15 protein-coding genes, 2 pseudogenes and 1 riboswitch are annotated in these 20,482 nt (G+C 69.0%); of the genes and pseudogenes, 15 read left to right on the top strand and 2 right to left on the bottom strand.

Features of this window, described 5'->3' with window-relative positions; translation table 11 throughout:
- Positions 1 to 34 precede the first annotated feature (34 nt).
- The 8 genes and pseudogenes from SSPN_RS56020 to SSPN_RS47765 form a co-directional block, all read left to right on the top strand.
- A pseudogene (locus tag SSPN_RS56020) lies at positions 35 to 157 on the top strand (hypothetical protein); the annotation flags it as partial.
- Between the two features lie 342 nt (positions 158 to 499).
- Positions 500 to 667, top strand: a riboswitch (cobalamin riboswitch).
- 348 nt (positions 668 to 1,015) lie between these two features.
- Positions 1,016 to 1,741, top strand: coding sequence for a hypothetical protein (locus tag SSPN_RS0137175; RefSeq protein ID WP_202799002.1), 726 nt, complete (start codon positions 1,016 to 1,018; stop codon positions 1,739 to 1,741).
- A complete protein-coding gene (locus SSPN_RS0137170) occupies positions 1,738 to 2,853 on the top strand; it encodes a PLP-dependent cysteine synthase family protein (RefSeq protein WP_010315040.1) in 1,116 nt (371 codons plus the stop codon). Before SSPN_RS0137175 ends, SSPN_RS0137170 begins: the two co-directional genes overlap by 4 nt.
- Positions 2,760 to 3,884: pseudogene (locus SSPN_RS63160) on the top strand (MFS transporter); the annotation flags it as partial. The gene SSPN_RS0137170 and the pseudogene SSPN_RS63160, both read left to right, overlap by 94 nt.
- 445 nt (positions 3,885 to 4,329) lie before the next feature.
- Complete coding sequence (locus tag SSPN_RS47770) at positions 4,330 to 5,622, top strand: ABC transporter substrate-binding protein (RefSeq protein WP_010315035.1); 1,293 nt, start codon at positions 4,330 to 4,332, stop codon at positions 5,620 to 5,622.
- Positions 5,622 to 6,569, top strand: a complete 948-nt coding sequence (locus tag SSPN_RS0137160; RefSeq protein ID WP_029536100.1) for an ABC transporter permease — start codon at positions 5,622 to 5,624, stop codon at positions 6,567 to 6,569. The genes SSPN_RS47770 and SSPN_RS0137160 overlap by 1 nt, the downstream gene beginning before the upstream one ends.
- Before the next feature lie 44 nt (positions 6,570 to 6,613).
- Positions 6,614 to 7,381 carry an ABC transporter permease subunit gene (locus tag SSPN_RS0137155; protein ID WP_010315033.1) on the top strand — a complete coding sequence of 256 codons (768 nt, stop codon included), beginning with the start codon at positions 6,614 to 6,616 and terminating at the stop codon, positions 7,379 to 7,381.
- Entirely contained in the window at positions 7,378 to 8,976 is a 1,599-nt protein-coding gene (locus SSPN_RS47765) for an ABC transporter ATP-binding protein (RefSeq protein ID WP_010315032.1), read from the top strand. Before SSPN_RS0137155 ends, SSPN_RS47765 begins: the two co-directional genes overlap by 4 nt.
- A 463-nt stretch (positions 8,977 to 9,439) precedes the next feature.
- Here SSPN_RS47765 and SSPN_RS0137140 read toward each other — a convergent pair whose 3' ends face one another.
- On the bottom strand, positions 9,440 to 10,225 hold the full coding sequence (locus SSPN_RS0137140; protein ID WP_394378739.1) for an enoyl-CoA hydratase: 786 nt from the start codon (positions 10,223 to 10,225) through the stop codon (positions 9,440 to 9,442).
- Positions 10,226 to 10,461: 236 nt separating this feature from the next.
- On the opposite strand from SSPN_RS0137140, the gene SSPN_RS0137135 reads away from it, so the two are divergent.
- The 7 genes from SSPN_RS0137135 (at position 10,462) to SSPN_RS0137100 (ending at position 18,818) form a co-directional block, all read left to right on the top strand.
- Entirely contained in the window at positions 10,462 to 10,662 is a 201-nt protein-coding gene (locus SSPN_RS0137135) for a hypothetical protein (protein ID WP_010315028.1), read from the top strand.
- Positions 10,663 to 10,753: 91 nt separating this feature from the next.
- Positions 10,754 to 10,843 carry a K(+)-transporting ATPase subunit F gene (kdpF, locus tag SSPN_RS56015; RefSeq protein ID WP_044576796.1) on the top strand — a complete coding sequence of 30 codons (90 nt, stop codon included), beginning with the start codon at positions 10,754 to 10,756 and terminating at the stop codon, positions 10,841 to 10,843.
- Positions 10,844 to 12,505 (top strand): potassium-transporting ATPase subunit KdpA, encoded by a 1,662-nt coding sequence (kdpA, locus tag SSPN_RS0137120; protein ID WP_010315025.1) that lies wholly within the window; start codon positions 10,844 to 10,846, stop codon positions 12,503 to 12,505.
- Entirely contained in the window at positions 12,505 to 14,664 is a 2,160-nt protein-coding gene (gene kdpB, locus SSPN_RS0137115) for a potassium-transporting ATPase subunit KdpB (protein WP_010315024.1), read from the top strand. The genes kdpA and kdpB overlap by 1 nt, the downstream gene beginning before the upstream one ends.
- Positions 14,664 to 15,533, top strand: coding sequence for a potassium-transporting ATPase subunit C (locus tag SSPN_RS62345; protein WP_010315022.1), 870 nt, complete (start codon positions 14,664 to 14,666; stop codon positions 15,531 to 15,533). The genes kdpB and SSPN_RS62345 overlap by 1 nt, the downstream gene beginning before the upstream one ends.
- Positions 15,534 to 15,537: 4 nt before the next feature.
- Positions 15,538 to 18,141: a sensor histidine kinase gene (locus tag SSPN_RS0137105; protein WP_010315021.1), complete on the top strand. Its 2,604-nt coding sequence runs from the start codon at positions 15,538 to 15,540 to the stop codon at positions 18,139 to 18,141.
- Positions 18,138 to 18,818, top strand: coding sequence for a response regulator (locus SSPN_RS0137100; RefSeq protein ID WP_010315019.1), 681 nt, complete (start codon positions 18,138 to 18,140; stop codon positions 18,816 to 18,818). The genes SSPN_RS0137105 and SSPN_RS0137100 overlap by 4 nt, the downstream gene beginning before the upstream one ends.
- A gap of 273 nt (positions 18,819 to 19,091) precedes the next feature.
- Here SSPN_RS0137100 and SSPN_RS0137090 read toward each other — a convergent pair whose 3' ends face one another.
- Positions 19,092 to 20,099 carry an AraC family transcriptional regulator gene (locus SSPN_RS0137090; RefSeq protein WP_010315015.1) on the bottom strand — a complete coding sequence of 336 codons (1,008 nt, stop codon included), beginning with the start codon at positions 20,097 to 20,099 and terminating at the stop codon, positions 19,092 to 19,094.
- Between the last annotated feature and the right edge of the window lie 383 nt (positions 20,100 to 20,482).

Below are 20,482 nucleotides of genomic sequence, written 5' to 3'. Positions count from 1 at the left end.
CCGCAGCCGAGGCCGATGGCGAAGGTCTTGCCGGGTTGGCCGTAGGTGCCGGGTCTGCCCGCAACGCGCCTTCCCACCGATCGGACACGAGCTCGCCGTCAGCGAGAACACCAGCACCTTCGTGCCCTACCTCACCGCAATACCCCGCGGTTCCTGAACTGCGCGCGGGCGCAGCAGAGCGGCCGTGTGACCGGCAACTCATCGCTCGCGCAGCGGCCCGCGAACCGCGACCTCAAAGACGGTTTCGGAGGCCCATCCCGCCCGGGATAGACGGAACCGCGTCGTGGGATGTGGCTGCCAGCGGATCGTTCGCCACTAGCCTGGCCGGTGCTGGTGGGGCTACACCGAAGTCAAGGCCGCCCTGAAAGCGTGATCAGCACGACCGCCGCAGTCCGCCCGACACTGCGCTGATCGCTGGGCCACGCTACTCGGCCTGGCACCGGAGTGATCTTGGCTGGCAAGGTCTTGACACCCGGTCCGCGCGCTGCCAATGTCGCCGCGGTAGTTCACGCGATGGTGTCCAGGAAGCCGGTGCGAGTCCGGCACGGTCCCGCCACTGTGAATGGGGAGCTGCCGCCACCTGTGCCACTGCCGCTCATGCGGTGGGAAGGCCGGCGAGCAGCGATGATCCATGAGTCAGGAGACTGACACCGTCGTGCCGATTCGTACGGGGTCGCGGAGCCCCGGAGGAGGTATTCGACGTGCAGCAGCGCGCAGCGCGTGCCATTGCTGTCCAGTACGGCCACCACGACTGGTGTGCCGGCCTGACGCAGCCTCGTGAACTGCTCCACACCAGGGCGCCAGCAACGCAGGTCTGATCCGACCGGACCAACGGCGGGGCAGCCTGCCGTACCGAACGCTGACTCCCGTGGAGACATCTGTGCTTCCCGCTCAACTCTCCTTGGCCCGGACATCGCATTCGGCCCTGCGCGCAGTGGTCGAACGGGTTCGCACCACTGACCCAACAAGAATCGATGAACGGCGCCTGCACTACGTCCGGACTTCGGTCGTCTTCATGACCGTGCAAAGTGCACAGCACACCGGAAGGAGCTCCGGATACACCAATTGCGTACTCAGCGTGCGGATCGGCGGCGCAGTGGGCTCTTGCGCCGTGGAACCCGGCCAGATCGAGCCCGGTACGGTGCACGAACTCGTCGGCCAGCGCGTCGCCGAACTGCTGGAGCACGAAGACCCCGCGGTGCGGGTCGCCGTGCTCGACGCCTACCTGGCCGCGCTCGTCCCGCACGCAGAGCACCCGGAAAGCCATGCGGTACGCATTCCAGCCGGAACCTCACTGGCGAAGTCGATGGCCCGCGCCCGGGCGGTCGCCGACCTCGTCCCGGTGCCCGAGGGCGGCAGCATTGCGGTAATCGGTGTGGTGAACTCGTTACTTGCCGCCTTGCGCGAGCGTGGCGTCAATTATGTCCCGTGCGACTTGAAGGGGGGTCGCACGGAGTGGGATGAGCCCGTTCTCCTGGACCACCGGGAGGCGATCGGCGGGGCACAGGCGGTGCTGGCGTCCGGCATGGTGCTCGGCAACGGGACCTTCGACGAGATCGCCGGGCACTGCCGCGAACGCGGGTTGCCGTTGGTGATGTTCGCGCAGACCGGAAGCGCGGTGCTCCGGGAGTTGGTCGGCACCTCGGTCCACGCCCTGTCGGCAGAGCCGTACCCCTTCTTCTGGCTGACCGGGGACAGCACGGACCTCTACCGCTACACCGCAGCAGGTGAGTTGACGTGACGGCCACCGAAGCGCGCTGGACCGCCGGGGGGCCGAAGTGCCACTCCGTGCTGGACCTCATCGGGAACACCCCGGTGCTGCGCATCGACACGCCACTTTCCTCGCCGCACCCCGGTTTCTGGGCCAAACTCGAAGGATTCGCCCCCGGCGGCATGAAAGCGAGAGCCGCCCTCTCGCTGATCCAGGGCGCCCGGCGGCGTGGCGAGCTGCGCCCCGGCGGCGCGATCGTCGAGTCGAGCAGCGGAACCCTCGGAATCGGCTTGGCCTGCGTCGGTTCGACGCTCGGACATCCCGTCGTGATCGTGGCGGACCGGGAGCTGGACGCAATGACGAGGGCGCTGCTGCGGGCCCACGGCGCACGGGTGGAGATCGTGCGGGAGCCCCACCCCGTGGGCGGCTGGCAGCGGGCACGGCGTGACCGGGTGACCGAGTTGCTCGCGCTGCTGCCGGGTGCTTATTGGCCGGACCAGTATGGCAATCCGGACAATCCCGCCGGGTACATCGGTCTGGGTCGGGAGCTCACGTGCCAGTTCGAGCACCTGGACGCGGTGGTGTGCAGTGTCGGCACTGGTGGGCACAGCGCCGGGATCTCCTCGGTTGTTCGCGAGCACTGGCCGAACATCAGGATCGTGGGCGTCGACTCGGTTGGTTCCACGGTGTTCGGTCAACCAGCCGCGCACCGGTTGATGCGCGGGCTGGGCAGCAGCATCCACCCGCGCAACGTTGCCTACGGCGTCTTCGACGAGGTGCACTGGATCGGCCCGGCGGAGGCGGCCGACGCATGCCGGCGACTCGCCGCCGGATCGTTCGTGACCGGTGGGTGGAGCACCGGCGCTGTCGCGCTGGTCGCCGCGTGGTGCGCCGAGGAACTGGGGTCGGACGCGGTGTGCGGGGTGTTCCCGGACGGGCCACACCGCTACTGGCAGAGCATCTTCGACGACGACTACCTCGCCGGACATGGCCTGGTGCCCGCAGCGCGGAGACCGTCCGAAGTGGAATCGCCAGCAATTTCAGGCGGATGGACCAGGACGCGCGAAGTCGTGGACCCCTGCTCTTCCCGCAGCACCGGAAGCGCCGAGGACTGCGGGGTGTGCGGGGAGGACGACCGATGAGCGCGACCGGTTTCCGGCAGCTGGCGCCCGCCGCGCGGCTGTTGATGATCAACCAGTTCGGCATCAATGTGGGCTTCTACATGCTGCTGCCGTTCCTGGCGTCGTACATGAGCGCGGACCTGGGCTACGGCGCGGCGGTGATCGGCCTGCTGCTCGGTGTCCGCAACCTCAGCCAGCAGGGGATGTACCTGGTCGGCGGGACCGCAGCAGACCGGCTCGGATGCCGACCGATGATCATCACTGGCTGCGCGATGCGGGTGGTCTCGTTCGGGCTGTTCGGCGTGTTCACCTCGCTGCCCGGGTTGTTCGCCGCCGCCGTGCTCACCGGCTTGGCAGGTGCCCTGTTCAACCCCGCGGTGCGCACCTACCTCATGCACGAGGCGGGAGAGCGTCGCGCCGAGGCGTTCGCGGTGTTCAACGTCTTCGCACACGCCGGGACGCTGGTCGGTCCGCTGCTGGGTGCCGCGCTGCTCGCCGTCGACTTCCGGATGATCGCGTGGGTGGCGTGCATCGCCTTCGCCGTGCTCACCACCGCCCAGATCATCGTGCTGCCGCGCCAGAAACTCCAGCCGCAGCAGGACAACGTGCTGGGCAGCTGGCGCGAAGTGGTCACCAACCTGCGCTTCCTGGCGTTCACGCTCGCGCTGTCCGCGTACTTCGGGCTCTACAACCAGCTCTACCTGCTGCTGCCCTTGGAGGCGCAACGGGTTTCAGGGCTCACCGAGTCCATCGCCGCCGTGTTCGTGGTGTCCACTGTGGTCGGCGTAGGAGCGCAGGTCCGCATCACGCAGTGGTGCCGCCGCAGGTGGAGTCCGGGCCGCTCGGTGTCGATCGGCCTGATGTGCATGGGAGTTTCCTTCGTCCCCGTGCTGGTGAGCAGCCCGCTGCTGGCGGCACCGGATCCAGGCGCGCCGGACTGGACGCGGACCGCGTTGGTGTGCCTGCCCGTGCTGCTGACGACGGTTCTGTTCACGATCGGGATGGCGATCACCAATCCGTTCGCAATGGAACTGCTGCCCGAGGTGGGCAGCGAACGCCTCGCAGGCACCTACTACGGCTTCTACTACCTGGTGTCGAGCCTGGTCGCGGCCGGGGTGAGCTGGCTGGTCGGTGCCCTGCTCGACCTCACCGGCGACGCACCGCTGCGGTGGGCACCGTGGCTGGCGCTGCTCTCCGTGGGGCTGCTCGGCGGAATCGGCGCCGCGGAGCTGGAGCGTGAACCGCGAATCGACCAGCGATTCCGCAACGACGGGGAAGGAAGCACGACAGTGACTGGCGTCAACAGACGAAAGCTGCTCAAGGGCGCTTTGGGGGCGCTCGCGGTCGTACCGCTGACGGCCTGCGGTGGTGGGGGCAGCTCGAACGGGCGGCTACGCGTGGCCTTTCCCACCGCGGGTGCCAAGGAGTCGCTCGACCCGCACACCAGCTCGCTGTTCGTCGACCAGGCGCGGGCGAAGGCGCTGGTCGACCGACGACATGAGCGTCGTGCCGCGCCTGGCCGAGTCGTGGGAGCCCGACGCCACCGGCACGCGGTGGCTGATCCGGCTGCGCGACGCCCGCTTCCACGACAACCGGCCGGTCACAGCCGACGACGTGCTCTACAGCTACCGCCGCATCGCCGACGCCGCCACGGCTTCGCCCGCGCGGCGGCAGTTCGCCGCCGTCGACTTCGCCGCCAGTCGTGCGCGCTCGGCCAGCGAACTCGAACTGGTGCTGCAGGCCCCGGACTTCGAGTTCCCCTCGGTGTGGGGTGCGCCGGCCACCGAGATCGTTCCGGCTGGCACCACGGACTTCACCGCTCCAGTTGGTTCCGGCCCGTTCCGGTTCTCCTCGTTCCAACCGGGTCGTCCCGCAGTGTTCGCCCGATTCGACGGCTACTGGGGTGGTCCGCCAACACCCGCCGAGCTGGAGTTCGTGCCCATCAACGAGGAGAGCGCCCGCGTAGCCGCGCTGATGTCCGGCCAGGTGCACTACATCCACGACGTCAGCGCCAACTCCGCGAAGCTCTTGCAAGGAGACAGCCGCGCTCAGTTGCTGGCCGCATCGCAGGGCACGATGCAGGCCGTGGCGCTCAAGATCGACCGCCCGCCGTTCAACGACCCGCGCTTGGTGCGGGCGGTTCTGTCCAGTGTGGACCGGAAGGCGTTGGTCGACGTCGCGCTCAGCGGACACGGCCAGCTCGGCAACGACCTGTTCGGCATGGGCCTGAAGTACTACCCGCAGGACCTGCCGCAGCGCGGGCGGGACGTCGACCTCGCCCGGGATCTGCTGCGGCAGGCCGGGGCCGAGGGCTTGCAGTTCGAACTGCTCACCAGCGCGGCCGACCCCTACTTCGAGTCGGCGGCGACGCTGATCGCCCAGCAACTCGGCGAGGCCGGGATGCGAGTCACCCCGCGCATGGGGCCGTCCGAGACGTACTTCTCCGACATCAAGAAGAACGGCGTCGCCGCCCATACCCGGACTGCCACGCTGCCGCTGACGACCTTCATGGGGCAGCGCATGCGGGGCGACGCGGGCAGCAACAACTACACCGGGTACCGGTCACCGGAGTTCGACGCGCTCTTTACCCGCGCGCTGAGCACCGTGGACCAGGCAGGGCGGGCGCGGCTGCTCGCCGACGCGCAGCGCCTGGCACGGGACACCAGCGGACTGGTGATATGGGGGTTCAGTGACTGGAACGTGGCGGTGTCCAGCGCGGTGACCGGTGTTCGGCCAGCCCCGCCCAATTCCCTGGACTGGGCTCGCTTCGACCGGGCGGCCCTTGGCTGATGGGGTTGTTCGTGCTGCGGCGGCTCGGGGCCGCCGCGCTGCAACTCGCTGCGGTGGCGGTCGCCGTTTTCGCGCTGACCTCGATCCTGCCCGGCGACACCGCGGTGGTGGTCCTGGGCGAGCACGCGACCGATGAGCAGGTTACGGCGCTGCGCGAGCAGCTGGGGTTGGACCGGCCGCTGTGGGAGCGCTTCCTGGACTGGCTAGGCAGTGTGGTGCACGGCGACCTGGGCCAGTCGTTGCTGACCGGCGAGGCCGTTTCCGACGAGATCGCCCGAGGTTTCGCCACCACAGCACTGCTGACACTGCTCGCGCTGGCGGTGGTGATCCCGTTGGCCGTCGCGGCCGGCGTCACCACGGGTTTGCGCCAGGGATCGTTGCTGGATCGGGTGCTCAACGGCGTGATCGTGATGCTCAACTCGGTGCCGGAGTTCGCCCTGGCCCTGCTGTTGGTGGCCTTGTTCGCCCTCCAACTCGGCTGGCTTCCGGCCACCGCGGCCGGGGCGTCCGGGTGGTCGCTGGCCACGCAACCAGCGGTCCTGGTCCTGCCGGTCGGAGTGCTGGTGAGCAAGCAGTTGTGCGCCCTGGCGCGCCAGGTGCGCATCGGCGTCGCGGAGGCCGACAACGCCGAATACGCCATGCACGTCCGACTCCACGGGCTGAGCGAAGGCAAGGTCGTGTTCCGGCACGTGCTGCCCAACGCGCTCGGCCCCGCGGTGCAGCAGCTCGCGCGGGCGGTGGACGGGCTGCTCGGCGGGGTGGTGGTCGTCGAGGCGATCTTCGCCTTACCAGGAATGGGTTCGGGATTCATCGGTGCGGTCATGGCCCGCGACCTGCCCTCGGTGCAGGGCTACGCGCTGGTGTTCGCTGCCACCACGATCACGTTGAACCTGCTCGCCGACGTCACATCCCGGCGACTCGTCCCACAACGCGAGGTGGTCGCGTGACTGCACGTCGATTCCCCGCTCCCACCGTCGTCCTCGGATCAGTGATGCTCGGAGTTCCGGCGCTGGTGGCGTTGGTCGGCCCGGCACTGGCCGGCCCGGTGCGCTCGGTGGCCGGTCCGTTGGAACCGCCCGGGGCCGAATTCCCGCTGGGAACCGATGTTCTCGGCCGCGATGTGCTCGCACTCGCCCTCAGCGGCGGAACCTCGATCGTCGTACTCGCGGGCTTGTCGTTGCTGCTGTCCTACCTGGTCGGCGTGCCGCTGGCGCTGCTGGTCACCAGCCGCCACAACCGGTGGGCCGACGGTTTCCTGCTTCGTGTCATGGATTTCGTACTCGCGCTGCCGGGACTGCTGGTGCTCCTCGTGCTGGCCGCTACCGGCTGGCGCGGCGTGGCGACCCTGGTGGTGGCCATCGCTGTACTGCAACTGCCCGCTGTGGTCCGCATCGTCCGCAGCGCCGCACTGGCTCCCGGGTGCCGAGCCGCAGTGGAGGCGATGATGATGCAAGGTGAGCCGTGGTGGCGAATCCACCTCGGCTACGTCGGCCGTGCCGTGCTGGGACCCGTCCTCGTCGACGCCGGAAACCGGTTGAGCCTGGTGCTGTACCTGTTGGCATCGGCGAACTTCCTGGGGCTCGGGCTGGCCCCGTCGGCCAGCGACTGGGCGGTGCTGGTCGAGCGCAATAAGGAAGCGCTGTTCCTGCAACCACTCACGGTCCTGGTACCGGCAGCCCTGCTGGTAGCGCTGTGCATGGGCACCAACCTGCTACTGGACCAGTCGCTCGCACGCCGGAACGGGGCCGCAACCGCATGAGCACACCGATACTCAGCGCACGGGACCTGCACGCCTGCGCCGATACCCGCCCGCTACTGGTCGACCTCGACATCGACGTGCTGCCAGGTGAGATCACCGCGGCGATCGGGGAGTCCGGCAGCGGCAAAACAACGCTGGGGCTGGCATTACAGGGCGAGAGCCGTCCCGGCATCGCACTCACCGGGGCGGTCGAACTGCGCGGCGTGCAGCTGCTCGGGCTGCCCGCTACACAGCGCCGGGCGATCCGCGCGACGGCGATCGGCTACCTGCCGCAGCATCCCGCCGCCGTGCTCAACCCGGTTCGCCGAGTCGGCAGCGTGCTGGACGAGTTGGCCGCGGTGCGCTGCGCCACGAGCCAGGAACGCGCGGCCGCAGTCGCCGAGGCACTGGAAGCAGCCAGGTTGGACTCTGCGCCGGACCTCCTGCGCCGGTACCCCCACCAGCTCTCCGGCGGGCAGCAGCAGCGGATCGCCCTCGCCCAGGTGCTCCTCGGCCGTCCGGAAGTGCTCGTCCTCGACGAACCAGCGACCGGTCTGGACAGCATCACCAAGGCCGAGACCGTGGAAACCCTGACCCGGATGTCGAGCCGCGGCACCGCGATGGTGCTGCTCACCCACGATCTCTGGCTCGCCCGCCGACTCGCCGACCAGGTCGTCGTGCTCCAGGACGGTCGGATCGTCGAGCGCGGCCCGGCGAGCCGGTTACTGGCGGCACCGTCCCACGCCCACACCCGAAACCTGCTCGCGGCCGAGCCCCGGCTGCCCACCACACCCCGCGACGAGCCTGCCGGGCAGACCGGCGCCGGGCTCAGCGCGCGCGGACTCGCGAAGACCGCGAGGAACGGCACACGGCTGCTGGACGGGATCGACCTGGACGTCCCGCCCGGGCGGTGCATCGCGGTCGCCGGACGTTCCGGGGCGGGCAAGACGACCCTCGCGCGCTGCCTCGCCGGGTTGACCCGCCCAGACACCGGGCAGGTGCTGCTGGACGGCGTGCCCCTGGCTACCGACATCAAACGCCGTGGCCGGTCGAAGCGAACCCGGGTGCAGTACGTCCACCAGGACGCCCGGGCCTCCTTCGACGAGTTCCGCCCGGTCCTCGCCCAGGTCGCCAGAACAGCGCAACTGGCCTGCGGACTCGGCCGCGAGAAGGCGCGGATCGAGGCGGCGAGCATCCTCGAATCACTCGGGCTGTCCGCGTCGCAGGCCACTCGTCGGCCCGGTGCGCTGTCCGGCGGACAGCTCCAGCGAGCGGCGCTGGCGCGCGCACTGCTCGCCCGACCCGTAGCGCTGATCTGCGACGAGATCACCTCCGGACAGGACCTGATCAACCAAGCCGAACTGCTCGACCTGCTCGCCGAGACCGTCCGCACCGCCGCCGTCGGGCTGGTGCTGATCAGCCACGACCTGCCAGCGGTCGCCGCGATCGCCGACGAAATACACGTCCTCGAAGCAGGCCGCTGCGTGGAACACTCCCCCACCCAAGTTCTGCTCACCGAACCGCGCACGACAGTCGCGCGCGAGCTGGTGGACAGCGCAAGTGGCGGCGACGCAACGACCAACAGCGGCTTGATGGGTCGAGAAGGCGAGCACTGACGCCAAGCATCCCGAAGCTGCCATTGCCAACCACGTGCAACCAACTCCCGCGCTGTGGCGTTAGCACGACGACGAAGGCGGTCCCATGAACGACAACCGCCGGGCGATCGAGGCGGTCCGCGACAACTGGAACCGGCGGGCACCGGCCTACGACCATTTCTACCGGGCCTAAACCCAGGACAAACGCGACGCCTGGCGCACGGCTTGCGGCAAGATCCTCGACGAGCTGTTCGAGCCGCGCGACCGACCGCTGGAAGTGCTCGACGTGGAAGCGCTGTTCTCGGCGCGCGGAGATCTTGCCGCCGTCGGGTCCACCCGCACCAGCCCGACGGCCAGGTGCCGGAAGCGTTGCGGGTGCTCGGCGAGTTCCGGCGCGCCGTCAGGGAAACCTGGCAGGACCTGGTTGCGGCCGGAAAGCGCGCCCGAGCCCGTGGAACCTCGCCGAGGGTTCGTGACCAGTCGCTCAAGAACGCTTGCGGTTGAGGAACTCCGTCATGAACCGCTGCGGTTCACCGGTGTCGAAGGCCGTGCCGAACTCTGTGACGCTGTTCGCGACGGCCTGGTCGATCGGCAGATCTTCCCAGGAACGGAGGAGTTTCTTCTGCTGCCGGACTGCGGCCGGGCCGAACTTGACGAACTTCCGCGCCATGCGATCCACCGCGGCGTCCAGCTCGGCCGGTTCGCAGACCTCGTGCACCAGCCCCCAGGACAGCGCGGTGGCGGCGTCGACGTGGTCGCCCGTGAGGGTCAGCCAGGCGGCGCGCCCGGTGCCGATCAGCCGGGGCAGCAGCGCCGCGTGGATCACCGACGGGATGCCGACCGCGACCTCGGGCATCCCGAACCGGGCATCGCTGCTGCTGATCCGCAGGTCGCAGGCGGCAGCCATCTCGAGACCGCCGCCGAGGCACCAGCCGGGGATCCGCGCGATCACCGGGGACGGGAAGTTCCGCACCGCCTCGCACATCCCCCGCAGGCCGTCGATGAACATCTCGGCACCGCGACGGTCCAGTGTGGACATCTCGTTGATGTCGGCACCACCGATGAAGGCGCGGTCACCGGTTCCGCGCAGCACCAGCACCCGCACCTCCGGGCGTACGGCCAGCCCGTCGATGGCCGCGGTCACGTCCTTGATGACCGGGGTGCCGACGATGTTGAGCGCCTTCGCGTTCCTGATCGTGACCGTGGCGATGCCGTCCGTGTCCAGCTCGGCGACCGCGTGCTCGGTGCTGGTGGTCTCCGCCAATGCCACTCCAGTTAGCCGACCTAAAGACATCGGCGGGACCCTAACTCGCAGAATCGCGCATGGCCAGCCTCCTCCGAGCACGAGCCATGCGCACGCGTCAAGCCCCCGGGTGGCGGGTTCCTGGCGAGCTTGACGGGGGTGGTAACCGCCTGCGGACGAAGGCAGGGGGCGTGGCGATGCGTGATTTCCGGAATTGTGGCCCGGCGCGTCGGTCCGTGGCAGGGCCCGCGACGTCGTCGGCGGTGGGTTACTTCGTCGTAGCGGTCGGGACGGTGCCTGCCAGCGTGGCTGCTTGGTGGTCGGGCGAGCCGGTGGCCGGGTTGGTCGTGCTCAGCCTCGTCGTCGGCGGGTATGCCGCCGCGATCCGCAATGCCCCGGGTGCACTGGTCACCTCGGTGTTGGGCTGGTTGTTCCTGAACGGCTTCGCGTCGGGCGAGCGATGAAGGGGGACGTCATGGCCGATCTGGCATTCGTGGCGTTGACCATCGTGGTCTTCGTCGTGCTGGCGCTCGTGATTCGGGCGGTCGAGCGGCTGTGACCGCGGAGAACGTCATCGGCCTGGTGTTGGCGGTGGTGTTGTTGGTGTTCCTGGTGATGGCGCTGGTGTTCCCGGAGCGGTTCTAGATGACGGCGGCAGCCGCCGGGGCCCTGTTCGTGGTGGCCTTGGCACTCGCGTTGGCAGTGGTCCACCGACCGCTGGGTGACTACATGTACCGGGTGTACACCAGCGGGCGGCACCTGAGGGTCGAGCGCGCGTTCTACCGCCTGGCCGGTATCGCGCCGGATTCCGGGCAGGCCTGGGCCTCGTACGCCCGGAGCGTGCTGGCTTTCTCGATGGTCTCGGTGCTCTTCCTCTACGGCTTGCAGCGCGTGCAGGACTACCTGGTGCTCAGCCTGGGGCACGACGCGGTCCCGCCGGACACCGCTTGGAACACCGCGATCAGCTTCGTCACGAACACGAACTGGCAGGCGTACTCGGGCGAATCGACGATGGGGCACCTGGTGCAGATGGCCGGCCTCGCCGTGCAGAACTTCGTGTCGGCCGCGGTGGGCATGGCGGTGGCGATCGCATTGTTGCGGGGCCTCGCACGCAGCCGCACCGACGACCTAGGCAATTTCTGGGTGGACCTGGTCCGGGGCGGCGTGCGGATCCTGCTGCCCATCGCCTTCGTGGCCGCGTTGGTCCTGATCGCGGGCGGAGCGGTCCAGAACCTGCACGGCGGTCAGACCGTCACCACCCCGGCCGGCGGTGCGCAGACCATCGTCGGCGGCCCGGTGGCCAGCCAGGAGGCGATCAAGGAACTGGGCACCAACGGCGGCGGGTTCTTCAACGCCAACTCCGCGCATCCCTTCGAGAACCCGACCGCGTGGACGAACTGGGTGGAGATCTTCCTGTTGCTGGTCATCGCGTTCTCGTTGCCGCGCACGTTCGGCCGGATGGTCGGCGACCGGCGGCAGGGTTACGCCATCGTCGCCGTCATGGGCGTGCTCGCGGTGCTGAGCGCGGCCGCGGTCCAGCTCGCGGAACTATCCCACCGGAGCACCGTCCCGACTGCTGTCGGCGCGGCGCTGGAGGGCAAGGAAGTCCGCTTCGGCGTACCGGATTCAAGTGTGTTCGCCGCCGCGACGACGTTGACCTCCACCGGCTCGGTGGACTCCTCCCACGACTCCTTCACCAGCCTCGGTGGCGGCGTGCTGATGGTGAACATGATGCTGGGCGAAGTCGCGCCCGGCGGCGTCGGTTCGGGGCTTTACGGGATCCTCGTGCTGGCCGTGCTGACGGTGTTCCTGGCCGGTCTGATGGTTGGCCGAACACCCGAGTACCTGGGCAAGAAGATCGGCAACCGTGAGATCAAACTCGCCGCGATGTCCTTCTTGGCCACGCCTGCGCTGGTCCTGGCCGGCACTGCGGTCACGATGGCGATACCGGCGGGCCAGCAGGCCATGCTCAACACCGGAGCGCACGGGCTCTCCGAAGTGCTGTACGCGTTCACCTCGGCGGCCAACAACAACGGTTCGGCGTTCGCCGGTTTGTCGGCCAACACGCCGTGGTTCAACACCGCACTGGGTTTGGCGATGGCCTTCGGCCGGTTTCTGCCCGCCGTCTTCGTGCTCGCGCTGGCCGGCTCGCTGGCTCGGCAACAGCCGGTGCCGGTCTCGGCGGGCACGCTGCCCACGCACCGCCCGCAGTTCGCCGGGATGCTCGCCGGGGTGACGATCATCCTCGTCGCGCTGACCTTCCTGCCGATGCTCGCGCTTGCCCCGCTCGCGGAAGGAATCGGGTGATGACCACCGCCGCCGCTCCCAGCAGAGTGCACCGAGCGGTCGCCAGGCCGCACCTGATCCAGGCGGGCCTGCTCGACCCGCACCTGCTCCTTCGGTCGCTTCCGGAGGCGCTGCGCAAGCTGAACCCGGCCACCTTGCGGCACAACCCGATCATGCTGATCGTCGAGATCGGTGCCGCGTGGACGACGGTGCTCGCGGTGGTCGCCCCGTCGTGGTTCGCGTGGCTGATCGTCGTCTGGCTGTGGTTGACCGTGGTGTTCGCGAACCTGGCCGAGGCGGTGGCCGAAGGCCGCGGCAAGGCCCAGGCGGCGACGCTGCGCCGGGCCAAGCGCGAGACCGAGGCCCGCAGGTTGATCGGCTGGCAGCCGGCGGACGCGAAGCAGCGGTGGGAGGTCGTGCCCGCCTCGGACCTGCAACGGGGCGACCGCGTGATCGTCGAGGCGGGCGAGATCATCCCCGGCGACGGGGACGTGCTCGACGGCATCGCGAGCGTGGACGAGTCGGTGATCACGGGCGAGTCCGCGCCGGTGATCCGCGAATCCGGCGGTGACCGCAGCGCGGTGACCGGCGGCACCGGGGTGCTCTCGGACCGGATCATCGTGCAGATCACGCAACTGCCCGGCGAGAGCTTCGTGGACCGGATGATCGCCTTGGTGGAAGGGGCCAACCGGCAAAAGACCCCCAACGAAATCGCGCTGAACATCCTGCTCGCCGCATTGACGTTGATCTTCCTGCTGGCGGTCGCGACGCTGCAACCGCTGGCGATCTACAGCAAGGCCGTGCAGCCGGGCATCCCCGACAGCCTCGCGCTGACCAGCAGCGGGGTGAGCGCAGTGGTGCTCGTCGCCCTGCTCGTCTGCTTGATCCCGACGACGATCGGGGCGCTGCTGTCGGCCATCGGCATCGCCGGGATGGATCGGCTGGTGCAGCGCAACGTCCTGGCGATGAGCGGTCGCGCGGTCGAGGCGGCCGGGGACGTCAACACCCTGCTGCTGGACAAGACGGGCACCATCACCCTCGGCAATCGCGAAGCGACCGAGTTCCTGCCCGGCGACGGCACCACCTCCGCCGAGGTCGCCGATGCCGCGCAGTTGTCCAGCCTGGCCGATGAAACCCCCGAGGGCCGCTCGATCGTCGTGCTCGCCAAACGCGCCTACCAGCTGCGAGCCCGCGAGGAAGGTGTTGCGGTGCGTGCGAATTTCATCCCGTTCACCGCGCAGACCCGGATGAGCGGCGTGGACCTCGACGACAACGGCAGCACCCGGCGGATCCGCAAGGGCGCCGCCTCGGCCGTGCTGACGTGGGTTCGCGAGCAGGGCGGCGAGTCGACCGAACACATCGACACCACCGTGCGGCGCATCAGCGCCGAGGGCGGCACCGCGCTGGTCGTCGCCGAGCGCATCGACCAGCAGCCCGCCCGGCTCCTCGGGGTGATCCACCTCAAGGACGTGGTCAAGACGGGCATGCGGGAGCGGTTCGACGCGATGCGGCACATGGGCATCCGCACCGTGATGATCACCGGCGACAACCCGCTGACCGCCAAGGCCATCGCCGACGAGGCCGGCGTAGACGACTACCTCGCCGAGGCCAAGCCGGCAGACAAGATGGCCCTGATCAAGGCCGAGCAGGAAGGCGGCCGGCTGGTGGCCATGACCGGCGACGGCACCAACGACGCCCCGGCCCTGGCGCAGGCCGACGTCGGTGTCGCCATGAACACCGGCACCTCGCCGGCCAAGGAAGCCGCCAACATGGTCGACCTCGACTCCAACCCGACCAAACTGATCGAGATCGTCGAGATCGGCAAGCAGCTGCTGATCACCCGCGGCGCGCTGACAACGTTCAGCATCGCCAACGACATCGCCAAGTACTTCGCGATCATCCCCGCCATGTTCGCCGCGATGTACCCCGGGCTCGACGCGCTGAACGTCATGCGCCTGGCCAGCCCGGCGTCGGCGATCCTGTCCGCGGTCGTCTTCAACGCGCTGGTCATCGTGGCACTCATCCCGCTGGCGCTGCGGGGCGTGCGGTACCGGCCCGCCAGCGCCGCCCAGCTGCTCAGCCGCAACCTCTACCTCTACGGCCTGGGCGGGATCGTGACGCCGTTCCTCGGCATCAAGCTCATCGACCTGGTCGTCCAGTTCCTCCCGGGGATGTCGTGATGCACCTTCCGATCTGGCTCCGCCGCCACCTCGCCGCGCTGCGGGTGCTGCTGGTGTGCACGGTGCTGTTCGGCCTGGCGTATCCGCTGGCGGTCCTGGCGATCGCGCAGCTGCCGGGCCTGCACGACGAGGCCGAGGGGTCGATGGTCCGCTCCAGCACCGATGTCGTCGGCAGCCGGCTCATCGGCCAGTCCTTCACCGACGGCCAGGGCCGGGCACTGCCGCAGTACTTCCAGAGCCGTCCGAGCGCCGCCGGCGAAGGCTACGACCCCACCGCCAGCAGCGCGAGCAACCTCGGCCCCGAGAACATCGCCGACACCCTCGCGGCACCAGGGCAACAGGCCAAGCAGAGCCTCCTCACCCTGGTGTGCTCGCGGAGCAAAGAGGTCGGCGAGCGGGAGGGAGTCGACGGCTCGCGTCCCTACTGCACGCCAAGTGGGGTCGGCGCCGTGCTCGCCGTGTACTCGGCGGGGCCCGCCGTGACGCGAGTAGTCAGCGTCAACGAGGCCTGCCCGATCACGCCGTTCCTGGCCACCTACCGGGGAGTTCGCGTCGAATGCGCGCAGCCCGGCGAGGACTACTCGGCGGGGCGCCTCACCCCGATCCCCGGCGGCGCCCCGGCCACCCCGGCCGTCCCCGCCGACGCCGTGACGGCCAGTGGCAGCGGCCTCGACCCCGACATCTCCCCGGCCTATGCGCTGCTGCAGGCACCCCGGGTCACCGCGGCCCGTGGCATGAGCCTGCAGCAGGTGCGCACACTGGTTGCACAGCACACAACCGGCCGTGCGCTGGGTTTCCTCGGGGAACCCGCGGTCAACGTGATGGACCTCAACCTCGCGCTCGACCACGAAACCGCGCCACGGAGGTGACCAGATGCCACGAGGACGGCTGCGCGTCTACCTCGGCGCCGCGCCCGGTGTCGGCAAGACCTACGCCATGCTCTGCGAGGGCCACCGCCGCCAGGAGCGCGGCACCGACGTGGCCGTGGGATTCGTCGAAACCTACGGCCGCCCCCGCACCACCGAACTGCTCGACGGCATGGAGGTCCTCCCCCGCCAAGCCCTCGGCTACCGCGGCACGACGTTCACCGAGCTCGACGTGGACGCGGTTCTCGTCCGCCGCCCGCAGGTCGCGCTGATCGACGAGCTCGCCCACACCAACGTGCCCGGATCCCGCAACACCAAGCGCTGGCAGGACATCGAGGAGGTCCTCGACGCGGGCATCGACGTCATCTCCACAGTGAACATCCAGCACCTGGAGTCGCTCAACGACGTCGTCGAGCACATCACCGGAATCCCGCAGCGCGAAACCGTGCCCGACGAGGTGGTGCGCCGCGCCGAACAGGTCGAGCTCGTCGACATGACCGCCGAAGCCCTGCGCCGCCGGATGGCCCACGGCAACGTCTACCCGCCCGAGAAGATCGACGCGGCCCTGAGCAACTACTTCCGCGTCGGCAACCTCACCGCACTGCGTGAACTGGCACTCCTGTGGCTGGCGGACAAAGTCGACGAACAACTCGACCGCTACCGCGCCGAGCACGACATCACCGGCACCTGGGAAGCCCGCGAACGCGTCGTCGTAGCACTCACCGGCGGCCCCGAGGGCGACACGCTGATCCGCCGCGCCGCCCGCATCGCGGAACGAGCCCGGGGCGCGGACCTCCTAGCCGTGCACATCGTGCGCGGCGACGGGCTTTCCGACGCCAGCCCCGCGCACCTGGCCCGGCAACGCGCCCTGCTCGAAGACCTCGGCGGCACCTACCACCAAGTCGTCGGCGAGGACGTCCCCAACGCGCTGCTCGACTTCGCCCGCGGCGTCAACGCCACCCAACTCGTGCTCGGCGCCTCCCGCCGCGGCCGACTCGCGCAGATGTTCTCCCGGGGCGTGGGCGTCACCACCACCGCGCGCTCCGGCCCCATCGACGTCCACATGGTCACCCACGAGCACGTCGGCCACCGGCAGTGGCTACCCACCCTCGCCCCGGGCGTCGGCTGGCCCCGGCGCATCGGTGGATTCGCCTTGGCCGCACTCGGCATCCCGCTGCTGACAACGCTGTTGCCCGCCGTTCAGGGGAACCTGTCCCTGCCCAGCGAGATCCTGCTGTTCCTCGTGCTCGTCGTCGGCATCGCGCTCCTCGGCGGGTTCTGGCCGGCCATCGCCGCCGCACTGGCCGGTTTCCTGGTGCTCAACTACTACTTCACCCCGCCGCTGTACGTGTGGACGATCGCCGACCCGGACAACCTCCTCGCGCTCATCGTCTTCGTCGTCGTGGCCATCGCGGTCAGCGCCGTCGTGGACCTCGCGGCTCGCCGCGCCCGCGAAGCCGCCCGCGCCCGAGCCGAAGCCGCCGTCCTGTCCAACCTCGCCGGCAGTGTGCTGCGCGGCGAACACCCGCTGATGGCACTGCTCACCCGGCTCCGCGAAACGTTCGGGCAGGACGCAGTCACCCTGCTGGAGCGGCAGCCCGAAAGCGGCCGCACCCCCGAAGAACAACACGATCCGCGCGCCTGGCACGTCGTGGACGGCATCGGCTCACCGCCGTGTTCCAGCCCGGACGCCGGCGACACCCACATCGCAGTAGGTGACGACCTCGCGCTCGCCCTACGCGGACCAACGCTTCCCGCCGCGGACCGCCGGGTCCTCGAAGCCTTCGCCACCCAGGCCGCCGTCGCGCTCCGCCAGCACCGGCTAGCCCAACAAGCCGAGCAAACGCGACAACTCGCCGACGCCAACCGGATGCGCACCGCCCTGCTCGCCGCCGTCAGCCACGACCTGCGCACCCCGCTGGCCTCGGCGACCGCAGCGGTCGAAAGCCTCCGCAGCGACGACGTCACGTGGAGCGCCGAAGACGAAGCCGAACTCCTCGACACCGCCTACCAATCGCTGACCCGCTTGGACCGGCTCGTCGCCAACCTCCTCGACATGAGCCGGCTGCAAGCCGGCACGCTCGGCATCGCCACCCAACAGCTCGCCGTCGCCGACGCCGTGCACCAAGCCCTCGACGAACTGGACGCGGCCGGCCACGTGCAGGTCCAAGTTCCCGAGTCCGTGCCCGACGTCCTCGCCGACCCCGGCCTGCTGGAGCGGGTCCTGGCGAACCTCATCTCCAACGCCCTGCACTACAACCCACCCGGCCAGGCCGTGCTCGTGACCGCCAGCGCGCTCGCCGACCACGTCGAAGTCCGCATCATCGACCGCGGCACCGGCATCCAACCCGACGATTACGACAAGGTCTTCCTACCGTTCCAACGCCTCGGCGACCACGACAACCACACCGGCGTCGGCCTCGGGCTCGCGCTCTCCCGCGGGCTCACCGAAGCCATGAACGGCACCCTCACACCTGAAGAAACCCCCGGCGGCGGACTCACCCTGGTCCTGACCCTCCCCGCCACCAACGCACCCGCGATCCCCGAACAAACCACCGGCGAACCCGAACCCGTCGAGCATGCGACGAGGCGCCACGGGAGTCCGCCATGACCCGCGTCCTCGTCGTCGACGACGACCACCAGATCCTCCGGGCTCTGCGCATCAACCTCCGCGCCCGCCACTACGACGTCGCCATCGCCGCGGACGGCTACGCGGCACTGCGCTACGCCGCCGACTGGCACCCCGACCTCATCGTGCTCGACCTCGGCCTGCCCGACATCGACGGCGTCGATGTCATCCACGGCCTCCGTGGCTGGACCAGCATCCCGATCATCGTGCTCTCCGGCCGCCCCCCCAGCCGCGACAAGGTCGACGCCCTCGACGCCGGCGCCGACGACTACCTCACCAAACCCTTCGGCGTCGACGAACTCCTCGCCCGCATCCGCGCCGTGTCCCGCCGCCACACCACCGACACCGCCACGGCAACCGTGCCCATCGGCGACTACGTCGTCGACCTCGCCAACAAAGCGGTGCGCAACAATACCGGCGCCGGAGGACCGCACCTCACCCCGACCGAGTGGCAACTACTGCAAATCCTGTTGCACGACCCGGGAAAACTGATCAGCCAGCAACAAATCCTCACCCAGGTGTGGGGCCCCACCTACACCCGCAACACCCACTACCTGCGCCAGTACATGGCCCAACTGCGCCGAAAACTCGAAACCAACCCCGACCGCCCCCGCCACCTGCTGACCGAAGCCGGCATGGGCTACCGCTTCCAACCCTGACCCACCGGCACCCCTGCACGGGCCTTTGAGCCTCGCCGACGACCACGGGCGGCTTTCGATCCACCTTGCGATCAAGTTGCATCGCATCGCCAGCAGCGACATCGGCCGGCTCGTCCAGAAGGATGAAGATCACGGCTGATTTCCGGTCCAGCCATCGCAGGTCAGAAGGCATTTTTGCGCATTAAACGTTGCTATCCAAGAACAATTCCTCGGTGCATCCAGGCTTAGACGTGAGTGACCGCAGGCCTCCTGATTTCGGTGTCGAGGCAGTCCTTATCCTCGGCGGATCGTCTCCGAAGGGAGTTCGCCGTAGCGCTCGCGGTATTGCTGGGCGAAGCGGCTCAGGTGGAAGAAGCCCCATCGCATCGCGACGTCGGTGATCTGGAGATCTGGCTCCCGGCTGTTCAGCAACTCCGTTCGCACGTGGTCGAGGCGGATTCTCCTGAGGTAGGCCATCGGGGACTCCCCGAAGGTCTTCTGGAATGACGCGTGCAAGGAACGCACCGACATGCACCCGACCTTCGCCAGCTCAGTGGGGCTCAAGGCGAGGTCGGCGTTGCTCTCCATGTACTCGACCACCGGCTTCAGACGCCCGTCCTGAACAGGTTCAGCATCAGCAGGTGCGGAAAGCTCCTCGGTGTACGGGTTCGGCACTGCGGTCAGCAACTGGCTCATGACGTAGGCCTCGAGCTGATCGCGGGCCAGCGGGTTGTCAGCGATGCCGCCGGGCCGCTCCATCTCCGCCGTCAGGAACTCCACTGCGGACAGCAGCGCCTGCCCCCGGGCCGTGGTGAGGTCGACTTGGAAGTCGAAGTGGACCACCGACCGAACCGGTTTGCCGAGCAGGTCTGCCAAGTGCCCTTCGAGACTTCGCCGAGGGATCTTCAAGATCAGTTGTTCGGCGTCGGGGGTCCACTGCACGCGGTTGAGCTGGTCCGGTAGGAGCACCACGCCGCTGAGCCGGCTTCGCGTCGTCGCCCGCTCGCCGTCCTGCCTGTCAGCGAAGGTGCTTCCCGCGATGGTCAAGTTGACGTGGTAGGTGTCCTCAGTAGCGGGCATCGTCAGTCGCGCCGAGCTGCCATACGTCAGGTAACCGAGCGTGAAGTTCCTGTCCTTGACGGCGTTGAGCACCATCGCCACCTCGTCCCGACCCTCCACGTTGATCAGCTCATGCGGAAGGTAGACCTCCGTGACGGCATTGCGAGCCTCCTCGAGCGCACCCGTCGCCAGAACGGGATGACTGCTCAGCAGATTCTTCCCGAGTTGTCCCGCAGCATCCATCGGGCACCTCCGACCTCGTTGTCAGCGGGCGCGTATGCAGTCTCGCACTGAACCGGGGCCCGCAGGTAGCGGCGTGCTCGACCGATCGGCATCGGCACTCGTGGTCGGATCGCCTCTCAGCCCCGACTCGCTGTGCTCTGCACCACCGGCGCAGATTCACAGAACCTAAGAAGCTGCTCCGCCGCCGCGCTATCCGCTCAGCGCACACGGGTAGCCGGAGAATGCATCACTTCCTTCCCAGCCCCGCCTCGGAGGCGAACGGGCAGCTCCAAGCAGACCCTTACCTCGGACACAAACCGCAAGAGCGCCGTCCACTGGTCGGCGAATGCGGCGACTTGTGCCGTAAACGGATACTGCTCTGCACGTGCGGGATGGTCGTGCGG

This window comes from Saccharopolyspora spinosa NRRL 18395 (assembly GCF_000194155.1).
Lineage (GTDB): Bacteria > Actinomycetota > Actinomycetes > Mycobacteriales > Pseudonocardiaceae > Saccharopolyspora > Saccharopolyspora spinosa.
The sequence above is the reverse complement of the archived record's forward strand: the minus strand, read 5'-3'. Positions and strand labels throughout refer to the sequence as shown.